Source organism: Larkinella insperata (assembly GCF_026248825.1).
Classification (GTDB): Bacteria; Bacteroidota; Bacteroidia; order Cytophagales; family Spirosomataceae; genus Larkinella; species Larkinella insperata.
Window position 1 is genome coordinate 2,112,473 of record NZ_CP110973.1, and the last position, 19,023, is coordinate 2,131,495.

Here is a 19,023-nt window from a genome sequence, read left to right on the forward strand (position 1 = left end):
GCAACAACCATGATTTCCATATCAAAACAGTTTTTAAGAATTGCCTTGGCGAGTTCCCTGCTGTTGGTAGGGCAGGGCTGTAGTGAAGAGTTTCTGGAGAAAAGGCCGCAGGGTGAACTGGTCACTGACGACTTTTTCAACAGCCAGGAAGGGGCCGTTCAGGCTACCAACGCCATCTATTGGCAGCTTCGCCAGTGGCCAACGCACGTGTTTGCGTTCCTGGCCGTGTCGAGTATGACCTCCGACGATGCTGAGAAAGGCAGCGAACCGGGCGATGCGGTTTTCCTGAGCGAATTTGATATGTTCACCCTAACGTCGACCAACGGCGGGGTAAACGATTTTTGGAGCGGGCAATACCTCGGCATTGCGAAAGCTAACCAGGTAATTGAGCGGGTTCCGGCCATTGCAATGGACGAAACCCTGAAGGCGCGTCTGATCGGTGAAGCGAAGATGATTCGGGCGTACCTGTATTTTAACCTCGTCCGGACATTCGGTGGTGTTCCCCTGATTACGCAGCTTCAGGGTGATGACGCCCCGGCGGTGCCGCGGTCAACCAGCGCGGAGATTTACGCTCAAATCGAAAAAGATCTGAACGACGCCATTGCCGCACTGCCGGAGAAATCCGCTTACGCAGCGACGGATCTGGGCCGGGCCACCAAAGGAGCCGCCAAAGGCTGGCTGGCAAAGGTATCTATGTACCAGGGCAAATGGAGCGAAGTACTGCGGCTAACCAACGAAATCATGCAGTCGGGCCAGTACGACCTGAAAACGCCCTACAACGTGATCTTTACCGAAGCTGGCGAAAACTCATCAGAGTCGTTGTTTGAAGTACAGGCTGCCGCCCTGCCGCAGGGGGGCGGTGGATCGCAGTACGCCGAGGTGCAGAGTGTACGCGGCCAATTCGGCTGGGGCTTCAACGTGCCGTCTGAAGATCTGGTGAAAGCCTACGAACCCGGCGATCCGCGCAAAGACGCGACCATTATCGAGCGGGGCGAAACCATGCCCGACGGGGTGGTTATCATCTCGAACGCGGTCAACCCGTATTACAACCAGAAAGCGTATGTAGCTCAGAACGAGACGAGATCACCCAACGGTTTGGGGGATGCCAACAAAAACATCCGCTTGTTACGCTATGCCGACATCGTGCTGATGAACGCCGAAGCCGCCAACGAGCTGAACCAGTCGCAGCAGGCCGTTACTTCGCTCAACTCCGTTCGGGCGCGGGCGCGGGGCAACAACACCGGCATTCTGCCCAATGTAACTTTCACCAGCAAAGAACAACTCAGAGCGGCCATCTGGAAAGAACGCCGGGTGGAGCTGGCGATGGAGCACGACCGTTTCTGGGATCTGGTTCGGCAGGGCCGGGCGGATACGGTATTGCGGGCACTGGGTAAACAGTTTGTAAAAGGGAAAAGCGAACTGATGCCGATTCCGCAGCCGCAGATTGATGCCAGCGGGGGCGTTCTGACCCAAAACCCAGGCTATTAAGTAACACTTATTTTGCATAAACCAAGTGCCGAAGAGGCTATAGCGATTTGTTTATAGCCTCTTTTCTTTTAAACAGCAACCGAATGAAACACATAAAAATAGTTTTCCTCTTTTTACCGGCTTTAATCAGCCAACTGGCCTGCCGGGCGCAATCGACTCCCCCGGCAACGGGCGTTGCCAACGAATACAGCGAATACATGGAAACCGTCCAGAAAGCCACGTTTGGCTATTTCTGGGACTTTGCTCATCCGGTCTCCGGGCTGGCTCCCGAACGAACGGCCACGCCCAACGTAGTGACAACGGGCGGAACGGGGTTTGGCATCATGGCCATCGTCGTTGGGGCCGACCGCCGGTGGGTAAGCCGCGCCGAAGCCGTTCAGCGGTTGCAGAAGATGGTCGGTTTTCTGGAAAAAGCTGATCGGTTTCACGGCGTATGGCCGCACTGGCTGGATGGCAACTCAGGGAAAGTCATTCCGTTTTCGCAGTACGACAACGGGGGCGATCTGGTCGAGACGGCTTTTCTGGTCAACGGTTTGCTGAGCGCCCGGGCATATTTTGACAGGGCAGCCGGGGCCGAAAAAGACCTGCGCCAACGAATCGATAAACTCTGGCGTGAAGTGGAATGGGACTGGTACGTCCGCGACGGCAAACTGCTCTGGCACTGGTCGCCGAATCACGAATGGAAAATGAACCACCCGCTGCGGGGCCACGACGAAACCCTGATCACGTATGTGCTGGCGCTGGGATCACCGACGCACGCCATCAAACCGGAAGTTTATCAGAATACCTACAAGCAGAGTGACCATTACGTCAACAACCAGACTTACTTTGGTTACAAGCTTCCGCTGGGTTTTCCGATGGGTGGGCCGTTGTTCTTCACGCATTATTCGTTTCTAAGCCTTGACCCGCGGCTGATGCAGGATGAGCAGACAAACTACTGGCAGCAGAACATGAACCACACGCTCATCAACCGGGCGCACTGCCTGCAACCCCGCCAGGCTATGTTTGGCTACGGTCCGGGCAATTGGGGCCTGACCGCCAGCGACGACTATAATTTCTATGACGCCCACTCACCCACGAACGACAACGGTACCATCAGCCCAACGGCGGCCTTATCGTCTTTTCCGTATACGCCCTATTATTCAATGCAGGTGTTGCGAAATCTCTACCTGCGGGAGGGCAACCGCCTGTTTGGATCCTACGGTTTTTACGACGCCTACAACAAAGGGTTAAACTGGTACTCGAATCAGTACCTGGCGATTGACCAGGGGCCAATTGTGGTGATGATGGAAAACTACCGCTCCGGCCTGATCTGGAAACTGGGCGAGAAAACGCCCGAGTTGTGGACGGGTTTAACCAAAATGGGCATCAAAAAACCGGCGTATCCGACGGGTTTTTACTCCTACGCGCCCGACTTCCGCACCGGCTACATCGATCTCTGGAAACACCCTGATCGTGGAGCGTACGTACTGGATTTCGCGGTAAAAGGCGCTCAGCCCGTAACACTGACGGTGCGGGACGAGACCGGTCGGGAGGTGCAAAAATTAATCCATAACAAGACCTACCCCGAAGGAACGCACCAGTTGACGGCCCAGCTTCCGGACGGAAAGTACGAATTTGAATGGGCGCAGGGTGAGGCAAAGCAGCGTGTTAAGATTTCACTTCATCAAGGGGTAGATAATCAGTGAGTATGAAAAAAATAATCATCCTGTATGGTCTGGCGATTGGCTCCGTACTGGCTCAGCCAACGCCCCGGTCCAACCCGGCGGCCATGAACCTCTTCATCGACCGTTTGCTGAAGCAAATGACGGTGGAGGAGAAAGTGGGGCAATTGACCCTGTTTACGAGTGACATGGACGTGACCGGCCCGACGTTGCGCTCTACATATAAAGAGGACATTCAGAAAGGCCGTTGCGGGGCCATCTTTAACGCCTATTCGCCCCCGTATGTACGGCAGTTGCAGGATCTGGCCGTAAAACAATCGCGCCTGAAAATACCGTTGCTCTTTGGCTACGACGTGATTCACGGACACCGCACCATTTTTCCGATTCCGCTGGGCGAAGCCTGCACCTGGGACATGGGATTGATGGAAAAAACGGCCCGTGCCGCTGCGGTTGAAGCCAGCGCCGACGGTCTGCACTGGACGTACTCGCCGATGGTCGATATTGCCCGCGATCCGCGCTGGGGCCGGGTAGCCGAAGGCGTAGGGGAGGATACTTGGTTTGGAGAGCAGGTGGCCCGGGCGAAAGTGCGCGGGTATCAGGGTGATTTGACGAAGCCCGATCAGGTACTGGCGTCCGTGAAACACTTCGCACTATACGGGGCAATTCAGGCCGGACGTGATTACAATACCGTTGACATGAGCCACCGGGAAATGTTTCAGACTTATTTGCCGCCCTACAAAGCCGCCGTTGACGCGGGAGCCGCCACGGTGATGACGTCGTTTAACGAGGTGGACGGGATTCCGGCAACGGCCAACCGCTGGCTGATGACCGATCTGCTCCGGAAGCAGTGGGGCTTCAAAGGGTTTGTGGTAACGGATTACACGGCCATCAACGAAATGATTCAGCACGGGGTGGGTGCCAATGAGTATGAGGTGGGCGCGCTGGCCCTGCGGGCGGGCGTCGACATGGACATGCAGGGCGACGTATACCGGACTCAGTTACCGAAATTGCTGGCCGATAAAAAAATTACCATGCAGGAGCTGGATGCCGCAACCCGGCGGGTGCTCGAAGCCAAGTATCGCTTGGGGTTGTTTCAGGACCCGTATAAATACATCAGCGAGGAGCGGGCGCAACGCGAAATTATGAGCGCCGACAAGCTGGAACTGGCGCGTGAGGTGGCCCGCAAGTCCATCGTTCTTCTTAAAAATGAAGCCGTAGCCGGAAATCCGGTGTTGCCGCTGAAGAAAAGCGGAACGATTGCTCTCATTGGCCCGCTGGCTGATAACAAACGCGACATGATCGGTAACTGGAGCGCAGCCGGTGACTGGCAGAAAGCCGTTAGTCTGCGCGAAGGATTACAAACCAAACTGGGCAACAGCGCAACGATTCTTTACGCCAAGGGGGCCAACCTGATTGATGATAAAGAACTGGTAACGAAGCTGAATAACAACGGAGGAAACATCTCGACCGACGAAAAAACGCCCGAACAACTCATTGCCGAAGCCGTGGCCACGGCGCAGAAAGCCGATGTGGTGGTGATGGCAATCGGCGAATCGCAGGGCATGACCGGTGAAGCCGCCAGCCGCTCCGAAATTGGGATTCCGGAGAATCAGCGCAAACTGCTGGAAGCCATTCTGGCAACGAAAAAACCAGTGGCGGTAGTGCTCATGAATGGCCGTCCACTGACCCTGGAATGGGAGCATCAGCACGTTCCGGCGTTGCTGGAAACCTGGTTTCTGGGCACGCAGGCCGGTCACGCCATTGCCGATGTGCTGGTGGGCGACTACAACCCGGCGGGCAAACTGACGATGACCTTCCCGCGCCGGGTGGGCCAGATTCCGGTTTATTACAATGCCAAAAACACGGGGCGCCCCATTGATCCGAACAACAAGTATACGTCCAAGTACCTCGATGTACCGAATACCCCTTTGTACCCATTCGGCTACGGGCTAAGTTACACGAACTTTTCTTACAGTGACATTACGTTAAACAACCCGACGTTGACAGCAACGGGTAAGCTGGAGGTTAGCGTCACCGTCAAAAATACGGGCCAATACGCGGGCGAAGAGGTTGTGCAGCTTTACATCCGCGACCTGGTGGGCAGCGTAACCCGGCCGTTGAAGGAGCTGAAAGGTTTCCAGAAGATTTCCCTGAAACCGGGCGAGAGCCGAAATGTGACCTTCACTTTGAAAGAAGCCGATCTGCGGTTTTACGATGCTGCCATGAAATGGACATCCGAGCCGGGCGATTTTACGGTATTTGTCGGGACCAATTCGCAGGAAGTGAAAGAAGCGCGTTTCAAACTCGTCCGTTAAGAGAATACAGAAACCGATTTTGTTGACAATGAATCAAATCATCAGCCCACAGTTTGCGCCGTGGGCTGATGATTTAGAAAAGCGAATAGATAAATGGCGCGAGGGCTGAGCCGGTTGTCATGACGGTCAATGCGCTCAGCAGCAATAGCAGAATCAGCAGCGGGTAGAGCCAATACCGTTTGCGGGTCCGCATAAAGAGCCAGAACTCGTGTATAAATTCCATCGGGTTACGGTTTAAGGGTTTGAAGCTGGGCTTTCAATTGCAACGCTACCGGATTGCGGGGATCCAGCCGGAGCGATTTGGCGACGTATTTGGCGGCCCCGGCCGTATTCGCAAATTTCAGGTAACCAGCCGCTAGCTTATTGCTCAGGGCCACGTTTGTGGTGTCGGTCAGGTAGCGGTTTTTGGCCGAAACCAATTGTTCTACAAAGGTTTGGAGTTCATTCAGGCTGAACCGGGTTTCGTTGTGAGCGGCTGCGTAACGGAGGTACGGTAGGGCTTCGTCCGGTCGGTCGAGTTTCAGCAGCGTAATAAACAGGTTCTGCGCCACCCCAAACGTTTCCTCCAACTGGAACGCCTTCTTCAGTAACCAGACCGCCCGCTCCGGCTGATTCAGGCTGAGGGCCAGTTTCCCGGCCTGCCCGTAAAAAGCCGGATCATGCGGGTACTCCAGCATCAGCGCTTCGGTCACGCGCAAGGCCGCCTGCGGGTTCTGCGTTTTCTGGTAATGGGCCAGCAGTTGCTGCATGGCGTCAGGCCACGAAAGTTGCTTCACCACCAGCGCACCGGCCAATTGTTCTTCAGCGGTTTTGGGCCGTTTTTCTTCCGGCGGCATCGGCTCGTTAAACGGCCAGCCCTCCTTCAAAATGAGCATTTCAAACGCGCCCTTGAGCGAATCCAGCGGTGTAATCGGCATTTGCTGGCGTAGCTGGGCCAATGAAAGACCATCTTTCCACTCGGCGGCAATCAGTCGCTTCTTTTTCAGGGCTTCGTAAAACGCATCGGAAAGCAGCGCGTACCCATACAGGTTCGGATGAACGTGTTCCAGCAGAGTTTCCCGGCCCAGAATACCGTTTGGCGATTGCCGCTCGAAAACCGATTTGGTATCTACAACGGTAATGTCCGGATACCGGTTTGCCAGCTCCCGAATTACCTGATTCATGGCTTCCGGGGCCCGAAACCGCAGCAAATCCAGTTCCTTGGCCTGCCTAAATCGTTGTTTTGCTTCAGCGAAGCGGTCGTTGGCATACGCCCGGGTAGCCTCTTCGAACTGGTGCTGAGCCGATACCGTGGTATTGCCCGGTGCACTGACAAACGGTTTTAAATCTTTCTCGTTGCTGACCAGGTTGCTAATAAAAACCGGAATATGCTTTTCCGAAAATAACCGGCAAAGATCGTTCAGGTTGGTTTCAAACTGCGCAATGCCTTGCCGATACGTATCCGACCCGTAAGCAATCTGCTGATCGGCAGCCATGCGTTTCATCAGGTTTTCGCGCAAATCCACCTTGCCGCCCGATACAGTTTTACGAATACCGCTCAGCGTTTGGTTCAGCAACTGCATGATCCGCAACTCGCGTAGCCTCAGCACCAGCCGCACCAGCGCCGGATGACCGCCCAGCGAACTGGTAGACCCTACGCCCATAGCGCCGTAATACTCATTATGCCCCGTGTAAACGAGAACGGCATCCGGCTCATAGTCGGGCAGTTGCTGGGCAAAACCAAAAACCGTGTAGGAGTTAACCGCCGTCAGCGACAGGTTAATGACCTCAAGATTCCGGTCCGGAAAGGTGTGCATCAGCCGGTAGTGCAGCCAGCGGTGGAACGAGCCGTTGTGGAAATACGGGTAGCCAATCGTTGTCGATTCGCCCAGCACAAAAATGCGGAACGTGCCCTCGGCTTTGCGTTGTCGGAACGGTTCAAAATTGCCGACGGTGGCGTTATCGGTTTCGGTAAAATACCGTTCCGACGCATGCGGATTCATGATCCAGTACCCCTTGCGTTGCGGGTCCTCGATAAACAGGCGGTAGTCGTGACCATATCCAGCCAGCCGAAGCAACCCTTCAACCAACAGCAGCAGCAACAGGGGCGAAAGGGCCGCAAGTCCTTTAAACAGCCACAACCGTTTTTTCATGGCTAAAACCGTTTATCGTTTGGCCGTCAGGTGGTACTGACCAACTTCTTTTCCGTCGTCCAGCAGCATGAGCAGGTGCAAGTCTTTCCGGTCCGCTTTCAGTTTGATCAGCGTCCGGGTACCGTCTTTCGACCCTCCGCCGATGATGATCGGGTAGTTGTGCTGGCCCGCCACCGGTTCGTGAACGTCGTATTTATGCGTGTGGCCGCTAATGCACAAATCGACCTTATGCTTGTTGAACAGGGGCGTAAAAAGTTGCTGGCAATGCATGGGGCCGTGCCAATTGTTGTGGTGATGGGTCGGGATGTGCATAAAAACCACCCGGAATTTCGCTTTCCGAAAGGCGGCACTCTGCATAACCTGATCCGCCCAGCGGGACTGTTCCTGCCGATAGGCGTCAAAATCAACGATGCCCGCGTAGACGGGTTCGCTGTCTGGCTTATCCTCGCCGGTGTCGATTACGGTGAAATGTACCGGTCCCCAGGTGTAGCTGTAATACGGTTTGCCTTGCGGATTGGTAAAATACTGGTGGATTTCACCCCGGTATTTGCCGCGCGTTTCGTGGTTGCCCCGAACAAACAGAAACGGTTTTTCCTGCGCAAAACCGGCTGAACACGGTTTCAGAAGGTGGTCAATCAGTTGCTGCTCATCGGTCTGGTAATCGAAAAGATCACCGTTCAGAAAAACAAAATCGAACGGATCGCTTCCCTTCAAACTCAGCAGGTGCGTGATGGTGTCGGGCCGGTCGTGAACGTCGTTCAGCACCAGGCAGCTTACGGTATCGGCCTGTTCATTCGGGGTCGTAAAGCGGAGCAGACCGCTTTCGATCGTGTTGCCGTAGGTAAGTTTATACGGTTTGAACTCGGTAATTTCTTTGGAAAAAACGCGGTACTGGTAGGTCGTGCCGGGTTTCAGACCGGTGAGGGTGATTTTATTGATCCGGTTGTAGGCGTCAACCAACCCGTCGGTAACGCTGTGCGCCTTCTGGCCGAGCGATTCGCTCTCACCGTATTCAACCCAACTGTAGGAGGGCAGGTTAGCCACCCACATAACCGTCATGGAGCCCGGACCGACGTATTGCAGATACGGTTCGCTCAGAAAAACGTGTCCTTTGGCCGGGTCGGGCGAACGCAACGACGGATTTTGGGCCAACACCGATGCGGGCAAGACGCTACCCAGCGCCCCCGTTGCGCCAAGGCCAGCCGCCGATTTGAGAAACGACCGTCGATTGGCGGATTGTTTGGGATTGTTCATGAGGTAAAAAATGTGGCAGTGGTCTATCGGAAAACGTTTCCGAATCCGATCAAAATTCGGAAACGTTTTCGGAGCCAGATTGGTCTTTTTTACGGCCGGATGATGGTTCCGTCGGCTTTGCGGACCTGCCAGTTTGATTTGGTCGTGATCGGATATTTGGCCGCTTCCTTCTCGTTGATGTCCACGCCCAGTCCCGGCGCTTCGTTGACCGACATGTAGCCTTTGTTCATCGTCGGGCAGCCGCTGAACACTTCCTTCATCTTATCCGAAAACTGCACGGCTTCCTGAATACCGAAGTTCCAGACGGCCAGATCGATGTGGGCGTGGGCCGAGTGACCGACCGGCGATACGTCGCCCGGGCCGTGCCAGGCCGTGCGGATATTGAACCACTCGCCCAGCCGGGCGACTTTCATGGCGGGCGTAATACCGCCAATCTGCGAAACGTGAATTCGAATAAAATCGAACCACTGGTTCACCATCGGCTCTTTAAACTCGTTGATGTTGTTGAACAACTCGCCCATCGCAATGGGTACCGAGGTGACCTGACGCAACTGCGCGAACCACTTCATGTTTTCGGGCGAGAACGGATCTTCAATGAAGAACGGCCGGTAGTCTTCCAGCTTTTTGATCATATTGATGGCATCGATCGGCTGAACGCGCTCGTGAATGTCGTGCAGCAATTCAATCTCCTCACCGCATTGTTTACGAACTACGTCAAACATCTTCGGCACCGATTTGAGGTAGAGCTGCTCGTTCATGTAATTGTCGGTAGCTCCTCCAAAATTGGCGGCTTTGAAGTCGGGCTGGCTGTTGCTCGCATTGGCCCCCACGGCCCCGTAACCGCCCTGCTGGATGCGAATGTATTTATAGCCCTGCTCCATGAATTTTTTCACGCTTTCGGCGGCTGCTTCGGGGGTATTACCGCCCGCGTGGGTATAGCACGGAATAGCGAACCGGGCTTTTCCACCCAGCAGTTGATACACCGGCATGTTGGCCCGTTTGCCCTTGATGTCCCACAGCGCCTGATCCAGCCCGGAAAGCGCGTTGTTCAGCACCGGACCGTTGCGCCAGTAGGAGCTGACATAAGCCGCCTGCCACATATCCTCGATGTTGTCCACATCTTTGCCCACACAAAATTCATTCAGGTACGTATTGATGGCCACAATGACCACGGCCGCCCGTTGCGTAAACGTGGCGCAGCCCAGGCCGTATAAGCCGGGTTCAGTGGTTTCGACTTTGACAACAATCAAATTGGAACCCTGCGGAGCGGTGGCAATGGCTTTGACAGACTTGATTTTAACCGGAGCCAGCCCTTTGGCGTACTGGGGAGTTCCCTGCCGTTCGCGGGCTTCGGCGTTGGAAATACCCCCGAACAAACCCAATAGACCGGCTGACGAGCCAAAGCCTATCTTTTTCAACGTCTCACGACGGCTGTTGAATTCGGCGGGGTTTTCGATTTCTTTCATGATTCAGGAATTAAAGGTTTATCAACAAAATGTACCTACAAAAGCATCAAAAGACGTTTCGTTACTGTTGGACTTCACGGTAGGGCGAAGGCAATGTATGAACCTCCCGGCTTATGACCATTTTTTACGCCACCGGCGGCAATAACGACATACTGTTTACCAGCTACTTCGTAGGTAATCGGGGTAGCAAACCCGCCCGCCGGAAGCTGGTATTCCCAGACGATTTTGCCCGTTTTTTTGTCGAACGCCCGGATGCGCTCGTCTTTGGTTCCGGCGATGAATAGCAGGCCACCCGCCGTAACAATGGGGCCGCCGTAGTTTTCGGTGCCCGTAACCGGAATGCCTTTTTTGGTCAGTTCGGGAAATTCGCCCAGCGGCACCCGCCAAAGATATTCGCCGGTGTTCAGATCGATGGCGTTGAGCGTGCCCCAGGGTGGCTTGACGGCCGGATAACCGTTCGGGTCGAAAAAGCGGGTGTAACCGTTGTTGATGTACGGCGGAATGTACGGAAACTCGGTGTTTTTATCGGTTTGAGTCAGAACCGGGGCGTTGTGCTGATCCTGGCTTTCGGCGGGTTTGGGTTCGGGCGCTTTGGTATCGGCGTTGAGCAAATACCGAATCAGCGTAAAGCGGTCCTGGTCGGAAATGTGCTGGAACGACGGCATTCGGCCCCGGCCGGATTTCAGCACGGCGTTGATTTCGGGAGCGGAAAGCCGTTTGCCAATATCCACCAGGCTGGGGTACTCCTGCCCGCTGCCCTTGCGGTCGGGGCCGTGGCAGGCCATGCAGTTCGCCTGGTAGATGGTTTTTCCCTTGGAGGCAATTTCGGCGTTTCGGGTTGCCAGATCCGACATTTTCAGGTCCCAGACCATTTCGTTGGAGTTCTGGTACAGAATACCGTCCGGGTCCGACGCATTACCCCCCCATTCGGCCCCCCCGCCGATCCCGAAAAACAGCGTTCCTTCCAGACTGGGCGGCATAAATTTGTCACCGGAGCGCGTCTTCAAAAACCGCTCTTTAACGAATTTGTGCGCTTCGGGCGTCAGGTTCGTAATGTCGGCTTCGGTAAAGACCTGCCGGGCAAAGGGCGCGGGTTTGATCGGAAATTTCTGCGTGGGCCACGGCACTTCGCCGGGTAGGGCGGGCGAGGTAGGCACCTGGCGTTCTTCCACCGGAAACAGTGATTCGCCCGTATCGCGGTTCAGCACGTACACCAACCCGTCTTTGGTTGTTTGGGCGACAGCGTCCACCAGGCGGCCGTTGTGCTTCACCGTCATCAGGTTGGGCGGGCAGGGAATGTCGCGGTCCCAGAGGTCGTGGTGAATGGTCTGGTAAAACCACTTCATCTTGCCGGTTTCCGCGTCCAGCGCCAAGATGCAGTCAGAATACAGATTTTGGCCCGCGCGAATACCGCCGTAAAAATCGACAGATGGGGAGCCGGTTCCAAAATAGACGGTTTTCCGCTTTTCGTCGAGGACCATGCCGGCCCAGTTGTTGGCACCCCCGATGCGCTTATAGGCGTCTTTCGGCCAGGTTTCGTAACCCGGTTCGCCCGGTTGCGGAATGGTGTGGAAGACCCACAGCACCTTGCCCGTGCGAATGTCGAATCCCCGCACGTGGCCCGGAGCCGCGTCGCCCTGCTCCGAAACCGTCGAGCCCATCACCAGAATGTCCTTGTAAATCACGCCCGGGGTGGTAGACGTTACGGACACTTTGCTCATGTCCCGCTTCGATTCATCATCCAATCCCTGCCGCAAATCCACTTCGCCGTTTTTGCCAAACGAGGCCACGGGTTCGCCCGTGAGGGCGTTCAGGGCATAAAGCGTTGAACCAGCCGTATACAGGATGCGTTTGTCTGCCCCGTTTTCCCAGTACATGACGCCCCGGCTCTGGTTGAAGCGCGGAGATTTGTCTTTGAACGGATTGAAAATCCAGCGTTGCTGGCCGGTTGCCGCATCCAGCGCAAATACCTTCAGCATGGGCGTGGTGCCGTACAGCATACCATTGATGACGATGGGCTGGCACTGGATTTCGAGTTGCTGACCGGATGGCCCGTCTGCTCCGGCGGCATTATACGACCAGGCCACTTTCAGGTTTTTGACGTTTTGGAGATTGATCTGCTTGAGGGACGAATAACGGTTTCCGGCCTGATTACCCCCGTAAGCCGGCCAGTTTCGTCCGCCCGGCTGATCCCGAACGCCCGTTCCCGGCAGGGGAGCGATGGACGAACTGCTTCCCATCAGGAGCCACAGCCCGACTACGATTGGTTGCGCATATTTCATGGTTGTTTACTGAAGAATTGAAAAGGGTTTAGGAACGGTTTACTTGACGGATGCGGTTTTGGGCAGCTGGTAAAATTCGTACGAGATCGTCCACCGAAACGTCTGGCCCGGCCCGGCGTTGACCTGGATGTAGGGTTCGGGGCACACCGTGGTGGGGATGGACCAGAACGCCAGTTGAACAATCGGTTTGTCGCCCACAACCCGGACGCCCGACCCGCTGCTGCGGTTTTCAACGCGGAAGTCGTAGTCTTTGGCCGAGTCGCCGAAACCGGTCAGGTAGCAGTGCGTGCTTTCACCTTTGGGAAGTTCTTTCAGGTAGACAAAACGGTTTTCCTGAATGTCGGCCAGCGTACCGATGCCGCGCGTGGGTTTGACCTGAAGCGGGAAGGGAAACGTAACCGATACATCCGGCCCGGTGGGCTGGTGGTCCATCACAAAAAAGTTGTGGTTATACACCGTCGTCGCGATGGGTTTCTGCCCGGTGTTTTTCAGGCTGTGCTCCAGCGTCAGAACGGGTTTGCCTTTGAGCAGCTTGACGGTTTTCTGGTAATGATAGGAATAGCCAGCGGCATCAGTCAGCGCGTGGGTGAAAACCACGGCGTCACGCCGGGTTTCGACGGTCCACGTTCCGGGGTTAACAAGGGCGTACGGCGCGGCAAATCGGTACGGCATGTCTTTGACTTTGCGTAGCGAACCCACCCCAATTTTCAAAAACTCGTCGCCCGGTTTGGCTTCTTCGTACCCGATGGGCGTAAATTCTTCGACGGGGCCGCTGATGGCGTCGTGCAGTTTCGGGTCGTATTTCTCGAACCACTGACCGAAATACGAATGGTCCTTGTAATTCAGGCTGGCCAGCACGCCCGACCAGTCGAACCGGACGCCCTGATAGTATCCGTTGGCCGAGTCGGGGAGGTAGAGTTTGGCGCGAAGAATGCCGTTGGAAATTTCGACTTCCGGGAAGGGCGGTTTCAGCGTTGTGCTTACCAAGCCAATCAGTACACCAACAAAAAGGACTATTTTTTTCATAGGTCGAAACGTAAATCCGGAGGGGTGAGGGAGAACGGAGCAGCGCCCAGTAGGCCACTCCGTTCGTAATCTGATGGGCTTACGGCCTAATACCCGGGATTTTGCTTCATGCTTGTGTTGGAGTTGATCTCGTCAATGGGGATCGGCTGGGCGTAATCGGTGGCTTCCCACTGAATGGTTCCGCCCCGAACCCGTTGGTAATAAGCGGCTTCCTGCGGACCCAGCTGCCAGCGTCGCACGTCGATCCACCAATGGCCTTCGCCAAATAATTCGGCCCAGCGTTCGTATTTGAGCGGGTCGTTCTTCAGGACCGGATCAGGCGCTTTCGTAACGTCGGTCAGGCTTTTGTAATCCACCGGCGATGCTCCGTTGACCGGATACCCGTAGGCCCGTCGTTTGACCTTGTTGATATATTCCAGCGCCGTGGCGTTGTCGCCGGTCTTGGTGAGCGTTTCCGCATAAAGCAGGTAAACGTCGGCCAGCCGCAGGAGCAGAATGTTATTGCCGTTGGCCATGTTGACCTCGGTTTCCGTCGCGTCGAGGGTCAGGTATTTGCGGAAACTCCAGGCTTCCATGTCCATTTCACTGATGTCGAGGAAGTGTGAAAGAGGCCGTTTGCGGGTGCTGACCACCATGCTATCCACGTACGGCTGCCAGCAGGACACCCATAAACGGGGGTCAACGGTTTTGGCCTGACGGGCCTGGAGCGAGCGGGTAACGTAGGCCGGATCAACGTTGGTGGCCAGTGGCTGCGTAGTACCGGCTTTGAAATAGTGGCCTTCGTTGAAACCGAAGCGGGCGATGTTTTTAGCGTGCGGAAACACGTTTGACCAGGCCGAAGCCGCGGGCAGGTTGTTGTCGCCCACGTAGGTCGGAGCCAGCACCATACCCATGCTCGAACCCGTGGACGTTTCCGTGTTGCCGCGCGCGGTCATGTCCACGTTCAGGTTCATTTCCACCAGCGATTCCGAGTTGAACTCGTTTTTGCCGTTGAACATATCCTTATAAACATCAAACGAAACGAGCGATTTGCCGCTGTTGTTGATCACGTCGGCCAGCGAAGTTTTGGCGTTGTTCCAGTCCTGCGTATACACGTAGGCTTTGCCCAGCGCGGCTTTGACGCCCCACCCGCTGATCTTGTGTTTTTCGTTGGCGCCCGGCCAGGTTTTTCCGGCCAGCAGGGTTTCGGCCGCTTTCAGATCGCTGATGATGAAGTCCCAGACTTCCTTGACCGTGGCCCGCGGCACCTGCGTCTGGTCAAGGCTCGTGGCCGCTTCGGTAACGATCGGCACGCCCATCTTGTCACCGCCTTGGTTGTTGATGATGAACGATTCGCCCCAGATCGTGATCAGGTACTGATAATACCAGGCCCGCAGAAACAGCGCCTGCCCTTTGATCAGGTCGAGGGATTTTTTATCAGCTTCCAGGGTAACTTTCGGACGGATTTTTTCAATGTTGACCAGCAGCGTATTGGCCCGTTGGACGCCCTTCCAGGTATCGCGCCAGGTTTCCGACAGAAAGCCGTCGTTGGGTTGTGAGTTGTTCTGCGCCAGTTGAATCCAGGTTGGCGTGCCCTGCCAGCTCAGGTCGGCGGTGTGATCCCACATGTAGTAGCCTTTGCCGTAGATGTTGTGCCCGAACAGGCCCGCCGAGTGCTGCGTGCCGTATACGCCCGTCAGCAACTGCTCCAGGTCCGTGAGGGTATTCGGGTAGTTGTTGGTCGACAAGGCCCCGGGGTTGGTTACGTCAATGAAATCTTCCTTACAACCCGCCAAACTGATCAGGGTTAGAAAGAAGGTTAGTTTGAGAAATGACTTCATGGTATGAAACATCGTTTTTCAACGGGTTAAGGTCTGGTGATTAGAAACTGGCGTCGATGCCCAGCGACATCAGCGTGGTGCGCGGGTAGGAATAAATCGCATCGATACCGCGGCCGGTGGTGCCATTGCGTCCGAGTACTTCGGGGTCCATGCCGGTGTAGTTCGTCAACGTCATCAGGTTCTGGCCCTGCACGTAAATGCGGATGCTGCTCATCTTGATTTTGCTCGTTACGGCATTCGGGATGGTGTAGCCAACCTGCAAGTTGCGCAGTTTCAGGAAAGAACCGTTTTCAACGTAGTAATCGGAAATCCGGGTGTAGTTGGAGTTCGGGTCGCGGACGTAGTTGCCGGATGCATCCGTATACCCAACGCGCGGACGATCGGTCAGCCCGTTGCCGTTGAAGAACGATGTCTTGAAAATGTCGCCCGTGGTGTTGTAATCGCCCACGAAAAACTGGGTGTAATACCGGTTGGCGTTATATACATCCACCCCCTGAACACCCTGCAACAGCGCCGACAGGTCGAAACCTTTCCAGCCCAGATTCAGCGTCAAACCGTAGGTCATTTTGGGCCAGGGATTACCAACGTAGGTTTTGTCGTCAATTGTAATCCGGCCGTCGCCGTTGATGTCCCGGAAGCGCAAATCACCCGCCCCCGTTCCGGCGTTCTGGTAAAAAACACCCGTGGTGGGTCTTCCGGCGGCTGCGGCTTTTTCCTGCGCCTGCTGGTTGAGGGTCGCTACTTCCGCGTCGCTTTGGAAAATACCGTCGGTGACATAGCCGTAAAACTGACTCAGCGGGTAACCGGCCTGCGTGCGGGCAATGGTGCTTTCCAGGTAATCACCGCCCGCGCCGTCGTTAATCGGGTTGTTGTTGGTACCGCTCAACTGCTTCACCAGGTTCTTGTTGAAAGCGGCATTGGCGGCAATGCTGTAGGTGAAACCGCCTTTTTTACCCCGGTAATCGACGGCCAGTTCAAGCCCCTTGTTGCTCATCTGACCGATGTTCGTGTACACGCGGGAACCCGAAAAACCGGCTGAATTGGGGACCGGCACCTGATAAATCATGTCCTCGGTCTGGCGGCTGTACCAGTCGATAACCAGGTTCAACTGGTTGTTGAACAGGCCTATGTCGGCGCCTATGTCGGTCTGTTTAACTTCCTCCCACTTGATGTTTTCGTTGGGCAACTGCGCCGTCAGCGCATACCCTTTGGCGCGGTTTCCATCCGGCAAGCCGTGGATGTTTGTGCCGCCTGTTCCGCCGTAGGATGCCTGATACGTAAATTGCGGAATGTTGCTGGTGCTGCCCAGTTTTCCGTAGCTGGCCCGCAGTTTCAGCGTTGACAGCACCGGGATATCCCGCATGAATGCTTCGTCGGTCACGCGCCAGCCCACCGAGAAAGACGGAAAGACGCCCCAGCGGTTGGCCGGACCGAAGCGGTCGGAACCGTCGCGCCGGACGTTGGCCGTCAGCAGGTATTTTCCGGCGTAGGTGTAGTTGATCCGGCCAAACTGCGACAACAGCCGGGTCTGCGGGTATTCGCCCCCACTGGCGCGGTACGTGCTCGGGTCGGTGCTCAATCCCAGGTTGTACGTAATAATCTGGAAGCCCTGCGCTTCGGCGTAGAGGTTGCTGAGGTCCTGCTGAAACGCTTCGTAACCGGCCATCGCCTTGAACTCGTGCTGACCAATGGTTTTGTCGTACGTCAGCACGAAGTTGGCGGTCAGGTTGCGCTGGCTGGTTTGCTCCCGGCTTAAATACGCGATCGGGTTTCTGACCACCCCAAAATCGTGGGATTCCCGGAAGGTATAATTCCGCCCGCTATAGATCGACGCTCCGAAAGTTGAGCGCAGATTCAGGCCCTTGGTGATTTCCCAATCGGCGTAAATGTTGCCTTCCAGCGCGTATTGGTCGTTCAGACGGTGGTGAATATTTTCCCAGCCCACCAGGTTGGGGCCGGTAAAAAACGAACCGGTTTTGGCCCAGCCACCATACGGGTTTGTTTCGTCCCGAAGGGCGACCAGTGGGGCCGAACGAAAGGGGAACGTCGTATTTTGTGCGGGGTTGGTGCTGGTTTTCCAGGCAAACAACGTTTCACCCACCTTAAACCGTTTGTTGATTCTAAAATCCGCGTTGGAGCGCAGTCCGTAGCGTTCGAACGAGTTGTCGATGATGGTGCCGTCTTCGCGCTGGTAGTTGGCCGAGAGGTAATAATTGGCCTTGGCCGATGCACCCGCCAGCGAAAGCGAATAGCTCTGCTCTTTGCCGTTCCGGAAAATTTCGTCCACCCAATCGGTGTTTGGCAGGCTGGCCGGGTCGCCCCAGCCGTTGGTATTGACGCCCGATGCTTTTTTGGCCGTAATGTAATCCGTCGTATTCAGCATCTGGTAGAGGTTCCGGGGTTGCCGAACACCATAATAGGCATTGAAGTTGATGTTCATTTTGTCCATGCCGCCCCCCCGTTTGGTGGTAACCAGTACAACCCCTCCGGCTGCCTGCGCGCCGTAAATGGCGGCTGCGCTGGCGTCTTTCAGCACTTCAATGGATTCGACATCCTGAAGGTTGAAGTTGTTGCCCGCGCCCATCCGGATACCGTCGACGATGTACAGCGGAGCCATCCCGCCAATGGAGCCAACGCCCCGGATGACGATGTCGGAGCCACCACCCGGCGTTCCGTCCGGACGGGTTACCTGTACCCCGGCGGCCCGGCCCTGTAAGGCTTCGTTGACGCTGCGAACCGGCAGGTTCTTTACTTCGGCGGCTTTGACCGACGAAACCGATCCCGTTAAGTCCGACCGTTTCTGCGTACCGTAACCGACCACAACCACTTCGCTGAGGTTTTTGGTATCAGTCACCAGACTCACGTTAATCTCCGTGCGGTTATCAACGGCAATTTCCTGTGACGTATAGCCGACAAAGCTAAATACCAGAATGGCGTCGCCGGTCTGCAAGGTCATTTTATACTGGCCGTTGCCGTCTGTGGTGGTACCGCGCGTGGTTCCTTTGACGACCACGCTCACCCCCGGCAGCCGGCCACCGGTTTCGTCGGAAACCGTTCCGGTGATGGTCTGATCGACGGGGGCCGCGTCGGTTCGGCGGAGAATCTCTTCGGGAGAGGGGAGTGGGCGGGGTTCCAGGTTCAGGATAATCTGCCGGCCTTTCACCTGGTAGTTCAGGTCCAGTGGTTTCAGGAGTTTATCCAGAATTTCGCTCAGGGGCTGATTGGCCGCATTAAACGTCACCCGCTGGTTCAGCTGGACCAGGGATGAACGGTAGGCAAAGCGAACATCGGTCTGTTTGCCCAACTGGTTCAGGACGGTTCTCACGGGCAGGTTTGTCACCTGAATCGTCACGCGCTGATCCATGATTCGCTGCGCTTCCACCGGGCGGGCCAGGGCCAGTCCGGTGAAGATCGCTGCCAGGAGTAACTGGTAGAAAGTCAATTTCATAAAGCTACGCAACAGGCTAAGCGGTTGTCGAAGTTTTTCCATACTTTTGGTTGTTTTTTGGCTGTTTGAGGTTTCGAATGGACAAAAGATTCCCTCATCATCCCGGCACAGGTTGATTAGAAAAGGGA

Annotated in this window: 11 protein-coding genes; 3 read left to right on the forward strand and 8 right to left on the reverse strand. The window is 55.6% G+C overall.

Translation table 11 applies throughout. The features are described 5' to 3' along the window. Positions 1–9 precede the first annotated feature (9 nt). From OQ371_RS08585 to bglX, 3 genes are all read left to right on the forward strand, one after another. Positions 10–1,488 (forward strand): RagB/SusD family nutrient uptake outer membrane protein, encoded by a 1,479-nt coding sequence (locus tag OQ371_RS08585; RefSeq protein WP_265993365.1) that lies wholly within the window; start codon positions 10–12, stop codon positions 1,486–1,488. Between the two features lie 83 nt (positions 1,489–1,571). Continuing rightward, complete coding sequence (locus OQ371_RS08590; protein WP_265993366.1) at positions 1,572–3,176, forward strand: glucoamylase family protein; 1,605 nt, start codon at positions 1,572–1,574, stop codon at positions 3,174–3,176. Positions 3,177–3,178: 2 nt separating this feature from the next. Continuing rightward, positions 3,179–5,467: a beta-glucosidase BglX gene (gene bglX / locus OQ371_RS08595; protein ID WP_265993367.1), complete on the forward strand. Its 2,289-nt coding sequence runs from the start codon at positions 3,179–3,181 to the stop codon at positions 5,465–5,467. A 73-nt stretch (positions 5,468–5,540) separates the two neighbouring features. On the opposite strand, the gene OQ371_RS08600 is transcribed toward bglX, so the two are convergent. The 8 genes from OQ371_RS08600 to OQ371_RS08635 all read right to left on the reverse strand — a co-directional run bounded on the left by OQ371_RS08600 (position 5,541) and on the right by OQ371_RS08635 (position 18,937). After that, positions 5,541–5,690, reverse strand: coding sequence for a DUF5989 family protein (locus OQ371_RS08600; protein WP_265993368.1), 150 nt, complete (start codon positions 5,688–5,690; stop codon positions 5,541–5,543). Positions 5,691–5,694: 4 nt separating this feature from the next. After that, positions 5,695–7,599 carry an SGNH/GDSL hydrolase family protein gene (locus OQ371_RS08605; protein ID WP_265993369.1) on the reverse strand — a complete coding sequence of 635 codons (1,905 nt, stop codon included), beginning with the start codon at positions 7,597–7,599 and terminating at the stop codon, positions 5,695–5,697. A gap of 12 nt (positions 7,600–7,611) precedes the next feature. After that, positions 7,612–8,853 (reverse strand): metallophosphoesterase, encoded by a 1,242-nt coding sequence (locus tag OQ371_RS08610; protein WP_265993370.1) that lies wholly within the window; start codon positions 8,851–8,853, stop codon positions 7,612–7,614. An 89-nt stretch (positions 8,854–8,942) separates the two neighbouring features. Next, positions 8,943–10,319: an enolase C-terminal domain-like protein gene (locus tag OQ371_RS08615; protein ID WP_265993371.1), complete on the reverse strand. Its 1,377-nt coding sequence runs from the start codon at positions 10,317–10,319 to the stop codon at positions 8,943–8,945. 74 nt (positions 10,320–10,393) lie between these two features. Continuing rightward, entirely contained in the window at positions 10,394–12,601 is a 2,208-nt protein-coding gene (locus OQ371_RS08620) for an outer membrane protein assembly factor BamB family protein (protein ID WP_265993372.1), read from the reverse strand. 39 nt (positions 12,602–12,640) lie between these two features. Further along, the gene (locus OQ371_RS08625) at positions 12,641–13,627 is read right to left on the reverse strand and encodes a hypothetical protein (protein ID WP_265993373.1); all 987 of its coding nucleotides are present in this window, start codon (positions 13,625–13,627) and stop codon (positions 12,641–12,643) included. An 86-nt stretch (positions 13,628–13,713) separates the two neighbouring features. Beyond that, positions 13,714–15,447, reverse strand: a complete 1,734-nt coding sequence (locus OQ371_RS08630) for a RagB/SusD family nutrient uptake outer membrane protein (protein WP_265993374.1) — start codon at positions 15,445–15,447, stop codon at positions 13,714–13,716. A gap of 40 nt (positions 15,448–15,487) precedes the next feature. Beyond that, a complete protein-coding gene (locus OQ371_RS08635; RefSeq protein WP_265993375.1) occupies positions 15,488–18,937 on the reverse strand; it encodes a SusC/RagA family TonB-linked outer membrane protein in 3,450 nt (1,149 codons plus the stop codon). Positions 18,938–19,023 lie beyond the last annotated feature (86 nt).